Raw genomic sequence first — 9,738 nt, 5'->3', positions numbered from 1 at the left:
ACTCCTTCACCTGCAATTTTATACTGCACTTCATTAAATTTCTTTTGTTTATTTTTCACTATAAGATAGTTAGGTATTTTATCCGTATTAAATGTAAAATTAGCAAAATCCAAACTGTTAAAATCAAAACCTGTAGTAGATAGTTGTGTTATAAATTTATAATCTTCTTTCTTATTATTTCTAACATATACTCTAAGTGATGAGTTAGGTATAGTTTTTACTTTTAAAATACTTCCTCTTTTGTTAGTATTTTTTAAATGATTTATTATATCAAAGTTATCAGCTTTTGTCGTCAAATAGCTTTCTATTCCGACACCATTATCTGAAAATGTATCACCATTGAATAACCCTATCTCGCCGTATTTAGTCCCAAAATATAAAAATTCTTCATCGCCTTTAGTAAAACTCTTTAAATAACATGCTTCATGAAAGTCACCTTCATTCTCTATGCCTATATGTTCAAAATAAAACCACTCATACTCAAACCCGCTGTTTTGTTTAAATGTAGCCCTTGAATCTGCAAGATACATATGTCCGTTTACAAGTATACACATATATCCTTTATATTCCATAGCCTCGGCGTCACCGAAATTGCTTTCTCCAAGCAGCTTTTTGTTTACATTTTTACTTCTTGAACATACAAAGTTTTCCGAATAAATATCACTGCTTAAATCCGAATATTGAAGTCCGTAAATCCCTTTGCCTGTTAAGAAACATATGTCATCTGAAAAATTACAGGAAAAACCTATCGCTCCAAAACTTGATTTACCGGTTTTCATTGGATAACTTTTTTTTGTATCCGTGTAAGTATTCCCCGTCGAATCCGTAAGCGTAATACCGGAACTGCTCGCTGTATGATAATAAAGGTTAGTCCCGCCTTCTCTTCCGTCTTTAAATACCCATAGTACATTACCTCCTACACAAAGACTTGTTATAGCTTCATTATCCGCCCCGTCCTGATAATAGTTAAGGTCTCCTATATATTCCGGATTATTAAGTTCAGAATGGAATATAGCATTTCTGTAAGTATCGTTACCGCTAAAGAAAAATCTGTTATCAAATCTAACAGACATAGTACACTTATTTATTCTATCAGCGTATCCTGATATCTCCTTTTTAAACAAAATAATGATATTGCTTTCACCAAGAGTTAAAGGCTTCGGCGGTGCATTATTAAAAGTTATGGTTCCTTTTGCAGCATCAATACTGCTTATCTTAAAACTTTTTGTTTCAAATGTTACTTCACTGCTTCCGTCGGCTTGATAAGAATAACTTATTGCCGTACCGTTTACTACATCAATATAAGTATCATTTATCCATACTTTAATATTACTCAAGTTTCCGTCAATTCCGGTTGTATCTAATGAATAAACTTTATTTGTTGAATCTCCGATAAAAGCATTTTTCCTATAAGGAGAAAGTATATTTATTTGCTGATATACATCTCCCCCGCCTAAAGGAGCTCTGCTCATTGTTGTTATAGGAACAAAAGGAATATCAAGCTCACTATCACTTGTAACAGTTGTACCGTCTAACTTATTAAACTCTGTTTGTATCCTTGTACTATCTGATACTTTTTCTAATATATGACTTAAATTATTTCCTTCATTTTTAATATAGTATCTGTAATAATTCAGACCATCTAAAATATATAACTTTTTATTATACATAAAGCTGATTGATTTTTTCTTATTCATACCCGATGAAATAATTTCATCATTCTCGATACTGCTGCCTTCATATATTAAATAAGGACCTACATGATATATTCTGTGATTAGATCCTGTATCTTCAAAAAAATGTATTCCATATATTTTTTTATCTATCCCTTGCAAAGCTAAATTAGTATTATTAAAATCTCTTACAATATTAAATCCTTCTCTTGTGACTATTGCTTCATCATCACTATTATAATCTTTCCACATATTCACCATATCCGGTGATCTTGTTACTATTACATTTCTTGCTTCTTTCGAGAAGTCTACCCCTCTTATATTTTCATATGTTCTTGTTACCTGAGCCATATCAAATACCTCTTAAATCTACTTGTTCCACTATGCCTATCATACTGTTTGTTTCATTATCCAGTGCTTGTATAATCTGACTTGCCTTCTGTGAAAACGCTGTATAGTTTGCCGATGTATCCGTTATAAGGATATCTCCCGCAACCATATAACATAGAGCAACACAAGCATTTTGACTTATTTCAAGTTCATAGTCATCTATATCATTATCATCTATCTCTGTTAGGTCATCAGCATAAGCGTTATACTCTACTTCGATAATCCCCGTAAATGTATTTTTTACATATAACTTTCCGTTTAAATACTTATAATTTATTGTATCTAAATCACTTTCCAAAATTTCTACGCTTCTTAATTTACTTGCTCCCGCTAAAGAGTATTTTGTATAATAATTGGGGTTATCTGTATTGTCTGTGATACTTATATCTTTAAGCCTTATTATTCCTTCCTGATTAGCTAGAAATTGATATTGTAGATTTATAAGAGGGATAAGTTTAGTATTTATATCTGCGTCATCACTCCATGTAACATTTAAATACTCTTCGATACTTCCTGACTTAGTAGCGTTTGTACTGTATTCTTCAATCAAAGCTAATATATGTCTTTTTATTTCTTTTACTTGTTTTACACTCATATATTACCTCCTTATACAAAAATAAAGGGGGTAGTCCCCCTCTATTATTTATACTAAGCAATTTCAATTACCGAAATAGTAACGGCAGCAGAAGCTTTACATTTTATTAAACCTCTGTTTTCCCCAGTTGTAATATTAAATCTGCCGCTTTCCAAACACACCAATGTCTCTTTGCCTGCTCCTAAAGTAACTTCTAAATCTCCGTTTTCTACACCTTGTACACCGTCACCATGATAAAAAGTAACCGTAGCGGTAGAGCTGCCCGCATTTGAGACCAGCACCGCTGTTCTTGTGTTATTACCTCCAAAATCTATGTACTTCTCAGTTGTTGATAATGAAGCACTTTCAATCTCAACTCCATCATTTCTTATTCCTTTAGTTATATTTGCTAAAACAGTTCTTGCCATTTTATTTCTCCTTTTCTTATTTATGAGCTTTAATTGTATATAGTTCTTTAGGTCTTACAACCTTAGCCCCAAATACCATTAAGCCCTTTACTGCATCTTGAAAATATGATTCAGGTCTGTATTTTTCTACCTTTTCAATCTGTTTTCCTGCTGCAATAGCTCTATTTGTTCTAATCATTAAAAAATCATCTGTTCCGTTATTGTATAATTGATTACTCATCTTTACATATGCCGATTTATATTGTCCCATAACGCCCAAAGAAATTAAATCATCATTTTTTGTTTTTAGTTCAATTACAGCATTTTCAAACATATCATAAAAATTAGGTGTCATTTCAATAACTACTCTTTGTGTCATTGGTACAGAGTTATTTCTTAACCACACCAAACCTGCGTCAACTGCCGCTTTTAATCCTGCTTCTGTATTTAATTGTGTTGATGTTGCTTTATTACCGGAATTTTTAGCCATAGAAGCAATAAAAGTTTCATATTCTTCGGCTAGTGCCGCCGCTGCTTCCTGTCTCATTACATTTTCAGCACCTTTTTTCATTCCCGGTCTGTCTGTATCATCAATACCATAGTTATAATATTTAGCTTGGTCGATATCCATTACGATTTTAGTAGCATCAAGTCTTTCCGGTCCGTTAATAGCTTCCCCCGTATAGTCCGCTATGGTAGGTCTTGTTGCTCCTAAAATCTCCACTCTGTTTCCTAATTTTATATCTCCTGAAAATTCCTTTGTACAGTCTTTTTCGAGTACCGTAAACTTTTCTAAATCTCTTAAAATATTCGCTGCTTCTACATTAGGTGCAAAGTTTGAATTAGCACCCTTTTTAGTATTTGCCATTATTTATTTTCTCCTTTTCTTACCACTCCTCAGACGATTTGTTGATTGCATCTAGTAACTTTGGATTTTTAAGCAGTTCCTCTGTCGTAAACTCTTTCGCCTCGTCTAGGGAATAATGATTTTTTATTTTGTTACTTTGTTTTTTACTCCTAACACTTCCTGCCGGTCTAGGCTTTTCTATTTCCGGTTTTGTTGTGTATCTTTCATAATCACTGTATATTTCACTTAGCGAAATATCAGCCTTATATTTGCTTGCAAATTTGATAAAATCTTCACTTTCAAGTACGCTTGAATCTTTCCCCTGTTTTTCAAGCTCATCTTTTGCCTGAAAAATCGCAAGCTCTCTTTCATAGGTCCTAAACTGTATTTGTTCGCTATATGAAAGTCTGTCTTTATCTCTAAGTCTTTGATATTCTTCTGCTACATCCTCAATCCCCCCTTCCAATACTTCATTAGCTCTATCTTTTGCTAATACTTCTTGTTCGTGCTTTGAAAGCCCTTTGTGATATTCCGGAATAGTCACATCTTGATCTTCAAAAGCTTCACGTAATTTTTTATTGAGTTCTCCGATTGAAATATCTTCACCTTCAAATTTCATGCCGCTTTTAAGTGTGTGTATAAGTTCGTTATACTGTTCTTTTTCGGCTTCGGTTTCTCGTCTCACTTTCCCGAATTTTCTATTTATTATTCGGTCTACATCTGCCTGTGAGAATGTTTTTTCTTCCTCTTCCTGTATATCTTTATAATCAGAAACATCTTCAAGGCTTTGCTCCTCAACATCTTCTTGTTCTTCTTCGTATAGAGTTTCGTCTTCTAACTCCTCTTGCTCTTCTTCCTCTAAAGCATCATCATCTTCTAGGATTTCTTCATTTTGTTCATATTCTTCATATGCCATTTTTAATTTCTCCTTTCTTCCGTTTAAAGCCCGTCGGCTATAATCCCGCTTTATGCCCGTCGGCTATAATCCCGCTTTATGCCCGTCGGCAATTTTGTATAAAAAAAGCACCTATAAAAAGGGCTTTTTATTACATCTATTTACTTTTATTTTGTTACATCTTGATAAAACAACTGTTTGTTTTCCCCTTGCTGCTGTAATGCCTGAGCATCTGCCTGTTGTTCAGCCTGCTCAATATTAGCGTCCATTTCAGCTTTTTTCTTTTCAGCTTCTTGGTCTAATATATTAATCTGAGTTTCTTTTTCTTTTCTTCTTTGTAATAAATCAAAGAATGGCTGTCTTGGTATCGCTGAATCCGGCTTTAATCCCATTATCCACTCTTCAAGGTCTATCACTCCCGATTGTAATAATGTGTCCATACTCTGCTGATAAGCGTACTTATCAAAAGGTGTATTAGGTGTGACATCAACTTTTACATTAACTTCCAACTTTTCAATTATTTCTTTTGGAATAACCTTAGATATGTATATTTCTTTTTTCTTTACATCTCCTTGTGACTTTTCTAAATCTATCAGCTCATTTCCGTTACCTACTCTATTGTTAATAATACGCTCATCAAAATCAGCTTGTCTTTTTTCTTCCGTTTCTTCAATGGTTTTTTCGGAGTAAGGATTAGAATTATCTACTCCTTCCGGCACTGTCGGTTGTTCGTCTTTAATACTTTCTATATCTTCTTTTGTTATTATTGTCTTTCCTTTTTCGTCCGTATATACTTTCCACATTTCAAATACAATATTAGCTATATCTTCTAAAAAATCTTTGAATCTTATAAGCTGTTCAGTCATTGTCTGTTCACCCTGCTGCTGAACTGCCAAAATTGCTTGTCCCGAAGCTCTTTCAGGATTAATATTACCTGTTAGCTGGTCACCTGCTCCCGAAAGTTCTCGTGTATGTGAAATAAGCTCATTCTTAAAATTCTGAGCGTCAGAGCTTAACGGTACCGCATTGATATATCCTATAACTTTAGACACATCTTCTACAGTTTTATCCTTAGTGTATATAACACTTCCTACCTTGTTTACGGCTGTCGGATTAGCTATCCTATCTCTGTTTACTACCATTTTGGGATATGCTGTCATAGTGATTGCAGCACTTTCTCGTGTCGCGGTTTTATTAACTTCTATCTGATTTGCAATAGTTGCTTTATTGATTTCACCCATACCTCTAGCACTACCCTTAACGCTTTCCCAAACAAAGTGAGCTATCGGATATCGTTTAAGTCCTAAATCTCTTAAATCTTCTATAACACAGGTTTCCGTAGCCTTAGAAAACCATACAGTTTCGTTTTTCTTTTTAAAAAATGATATGGTAGTTACCATATCATTAACTTCATCATTCGCATAATCTCCGGCTTGATATTCCGTTTTATTATCTCCGCATATTTTTTTTATCTCTTCTTTCGTTAAACTGTTGAGCCCCTCTTTTCTATTCCTCTCAGCCTCTTCTCTTATCTCTCTTACACTGCTTCTGGAGGTAATTATTATATAATCATTTTCCTGTAAATTTTCACTATTTTCATTCTCGTAATATATTTCTGTATTATCTATCAGTTCCGGTATAATTTCTCCTTCTTTTATATCATAGTTTAAATAAATTATTCCTTCTCCGCATATACAAGCGTCTTTTGCAATAGTTCGTGTGTATTGATTTATTTTTTTATTTTCCCACAAAATCGCTATATATTCATTAAGAGAATCACATATATCAGACATTTCAACTTGGAAACGCGGGTCATTATAATTGTTAGGATTGAAAGTAATATCATAACCATTACCATTAACCACACCTATCTTGTATTTAACGATAGGTTTTAAAAAATTAAGAGTTATAGGTTCTACAAGCCCTTTTTTCAATCCCTGCCATTGATCACCGTTAAAAAATCTGAATGCTAAATTAGTATTAGCATATAAATTTTTACGTGATAAGTAATTTCTACCTTTTTCTAACAATTCCCATTCATTGGTATATTCTTTCATTTCTTTTTTTATCATTATATTACTTAGTCAATCTCTAATTGACCTTCTCCTGTTCCGTTATAATTATCAATATTAGACCAGCTCTTTTGTAAATTATCTAAATACTTTTCTTCTGCCGGTGTTATATCCGGTTCTCTTTCTTTTGTTTTATCTTCGTGTGCTTTTACTTCTTTCCCTTTTGATAATTTATATCCATTTTCTAAACCTCGGCTATAAGCTGTTTGTACCGCATACACCATTCCTGCGTTATATACTAACAACATAATAAATAATATTATTTCTATATTCATAATTCCTCCTATATTACCTCTATATTCTCCCCTATATCGCTGCTAATTGTTGTTTGTTTCGGTTTTTCAAATTCAAAATTATAATGTTTTTTCTGCCTGTATCGTGTGTCTATTACCATTGATTGCTGAGTCCTTATTTGATATGCTATCGCTAGCCCCATTACCAAGTCGTCATGTGCTCCCATCGCCGCCTCGGGTCTGCCTTTCTCATTCCTTACGAATGACAGCATTTCTTCTAATGTACCTTTATCTACTATCTTTTCGCCTTCTTCCCTGACTATTTTTATTAAATTAGCTATTATAACCGGTCTAGTCGCTTGAGTTGTTTTAAAACCGAATACTTTGACAAGCTTATAAGAATACGTATCTTGTCGCTCCCTCACATATAAATTAATATAACCTATCCTATCTAATTCTTTATTTGGATAACTTGAGTAATTGTCTTCAATACCTATAAGAGCATCATTATAATATTTTCCAAGACAATACATCTGACGTGCGTATAAGTCCTCATCAAATGTATTTTTCATTACACATACTTGCTCTCCGTTTGTGTTATCTATTACATGAGCAGTAAAACTATCAGAACCGTCTCCCGCAGTATCCCCACCAATAACATAAGGTATACCGTCTTTAACGTCCTTATATATTTTGATGTATCCTGTCGGGTCATCTATCCATTTAATATGTGTAATTTTAAGTCCGTTCCAAAGATAAGAGAAGTAACCCACTTTAATCGGCTGTATTCTTTTTGCCAGCTGTGCATTAACAACATTCACGTCAAACACACTTTCGCCTAGCGTACCCCATTGCCCCAAACAATAAACATTATAATAATAGGGGTCCGTATCCTTGTAGCTCTCCAACTCCCTCTTATAATCATCATCAATAAACCTATTATCTTTATAAGTAGTGTGAAGATATGTAGCTTTTCCTGTATCTATTAAGTCTTGTTTTATCCAATGATTTATATCTATAGGGTTTAAACTCATCACTATCTGCTTCTTGCTTTTTCCACCTCTAAGTCTTACGTTCAGCTGTTTATAATCGTTTTCTTCATCTTCACTAGCTTCTTCCATCCACACGTCTGTAAGCTCTCCACTGGCAAATGTAACAGATTTGATTTTTTCTACATTATCAAGCCCCTTGAATATTATCTGATTACCATTCGGCTTACAGGTAATACTCATATCACTTTTATTTACTTTAAATATATCATTCATATTCCAGTTATTAATGATCTGATTAAATAATGAAAATGTAGAGGTCCTATTAGTATCTCCTGTTTTTCTTACGACTAATACATTACATAATTTATTATTTAATATCTTATATATATATCTCTGCACCACAAATACGCTCTTACCGCTCCCTGCACCACCATAGAAAATAAGAAGCCTGTCTTCGTTATCTATATAAGGAAGATACACTTCATTAAATACTTTTTTACTTATTTTTACTTTTTCAATCATCTACTAACTCAACTTTTATTTCTCTGTTTTTATTTTCAATTTCAAGTTTTTCAGACCATATACCATAACGTTTACCTAATAATTCAGCCGCTCTGTTTGCGTCACTAAGCTTAGAAGGTATTTCTATTATTTCCGGAACTTCTTTTTTGACTTTTACTTGCTTTAGCTTTCCATTTCCCACGTCTTCATACCTGCTTTCTTCGTTAGTAAGGGTAACAACTACACTCTCAGTTTTTTCTCTACGCATAACTGATGTTAAATACTCTAAAACCTCTTTTGTATCAGCTATTTTGTCACTATTCATATCCTTTATTAATTTTTCTATATAACTAAGAACATCTGCATTTTGTAAATTTTTAGTTGCTGAGTTTTTTGCACTCTTCTTTGAATATCCGGCAGCTATAGCTGATAATTCAGCACTTCCCGTTTTTGCATACTCAATACAAAATTTTATTTGTTTTTCTGTCAGTCCTTTCATTTATCATCACTCTTTCTTACTATCTTACTATAATAAAAAAGACAACTTTTGTAGTTGCCTCTCAAAATTCATATTAATTCATATTAACACTATAACACACTTTTACTATCCTAAAGTCCCGAATTAGTTCCGATTTAGTTCGTAAATAGTTCCGATTTTGTTCATAATAAAAAAAGAGGCTATAAAAGCCTCCTTAGTTTATTTATTATATTCTTTTTTGTTTTATAATATACAGTTTTAGATAATCCCATAAGATTATATACATCACAATCCGCCATTTCAGCAAAATATTTATGATCTACAATTTCTTTTTCTGTATCAGATAAACTATTTACCGCACTTTCAATTTTATTTATTAGTATAGTATTATATTTAATCCTCTCAAGATATAAATCTTTTTTACTAATCATATTTATAGCTTCTTTTTCTGTAGGATTAGATATATTGCTCGTATCTACTTTTAAACCGTCATAAGATATAGCTGATATATGATTTTCATAAATATTAATTTCTTCTATTGATAGTTTATCACACTCAATTTGTGTCTTTTTTAATTTATAATCATATAAAATGGCTTCTGTCTTTTTGTATCCTTTCATTTACCACCTCTATAAAAATATTATTTCTTCGTCTCGGTTATTATACATATATTTAA

Annotated in this window: 10 protein-coding genes; all 10 read right to left on the bottom strand. The window is 32.7% G+C overall.

Going from position 1 to position 9,738, the window contains the following annotated elements; all coding sequences use genetic code 11:
* Positions 1 to 2,024, bottom strand: a 2,024-nt coding sequence (locus tag Q0516_RS10330) for a hypothetical protein (RefSeq protein ID WP_294465625.1), incomplete at its 3' end; no start/stop codon positions are given.
* 1 nt (position 2,025) lies between these two features.
* The gene (locus Q0516_RS10325; RefSeq protein WP_294465623.1) at positions 2,026 to 2,658 is read right to left on the bottom strand and encodes a hypothetical protein; all 633 of its coding nucleotides are present in this window, start codon (positions 2,656 to 2,658) and stop codon (positions 2,026 to 2,028) included.
* A 53-nt stretch (positions 2,659 to 2,711) separates the two neighbouring features.
* Complete coding sequence (locus tag Q0516_RS10320; protein WP_294465620.1) at positions 2,712 to 3,065, bottom strand: hypothetical protein; 354 nt, start codon at positions 3,063 to 3,065, stop codon at positions 2,712 to 2,714.
* A 16-nt stretch (positions 3,066 to 3,081) separates the two neighbouring features.
* The gene (locus Q0516_RS10315; protein ID WP_294465617.1) at positions 3,082 to 3,912 is read right to left on the bottom strand and encodes a hypothetical protein; all 831 of its coding nucleotides are present in this window, start codon (positions 3,910 to 3,912) and stop codon (positions 3,082 to 3,084) included.
* Positions 3,913 to 3,931: 19 nt separating this feature from the next.
* Complete coding sequence (locus Q0516_RS10310) at positions 3,932 to 4,807, bottom strand: hypothetical protein (RefSeq protein ID WP_294465615.1); 876 nt, start codon at positions 4,805 to 4,807, stop codon at positions 3,932 to 3,934.
* 146 nt (positions 4,808 to 4,953) lie between these two features.
* Positions 4,954 to 6,858, bottom strand: a complete 1,905-nt coding sequence (locus Q0516_RS10305) for a hypothetical protein (protein ID WP_294465612.1) — start codon at positions 6,856 to 6,858, stop codon at positions 4,954 to 4,956.
* Positions 6,859 to 6,866: 8 nt separating this feature from the next.
* Entirely contained in the window at positions 6,867 to 7,133 is a 267-nt protein-coding gene (locus Q0516_RS10300) for a hypothetical protein (protein ID WP_294465609.1), read from the bottom strand.
* A gap of 8 nt (positions 7,134 to 7,141) precedes the next feature.
* Positions 7,142 to 8,605 carry a PBSX family phage terminase large subunit gene (locus tag Q0516_RS10295; RefSeq protein ID WP_294465607.1) on the bottom strand — a complete coding sequence of 488 codons (1,464 nt, stop codon included), beginning with the start codon at positions 8,603 to 8,605 and terminating at the stop codon, positions 7,142 to 7,144.
* Positions 8,598 to 9,083: a terminase small subunit gene (locus tag Q0516_RS10290; protein ID WP_294465604.1), complete on the bottom strand. Its 486-nt coding sequence runs from the start codon at positions 9,081 to 9,083 to the stop codon at positions 8,598 to 8,600. Before Q0516_RS10290 ends, Q0516_RS10295 begins: the two co-directional genes overlap by 8 nt.
* Before the next feature lie 179 nt (positions 9,084 to 9,262).
* Entirely contained in the window at positions 9,263 to 9,682 is a 420-nt protein-coding gene (locus Q0516_RS10285; protein ID WP_294465602.1) for a hypothetical protein, read from the bottom strand.
* Positions 9,683 to 9,738: the final 56 nt, after the last annotated feature.

Origin of the sequence: uncultured Anaerofustis sp. (assembly GCF_938029165.1) — a bacterium.
Classification (GTDB): Bacteria; Bacillota; Clostridia; order Eubacteriales; family Anaerofustaceae; genus Anaerofustis.
This window is presented reverse-complemented; position numbering and strand designations above follow the sequence as displayed.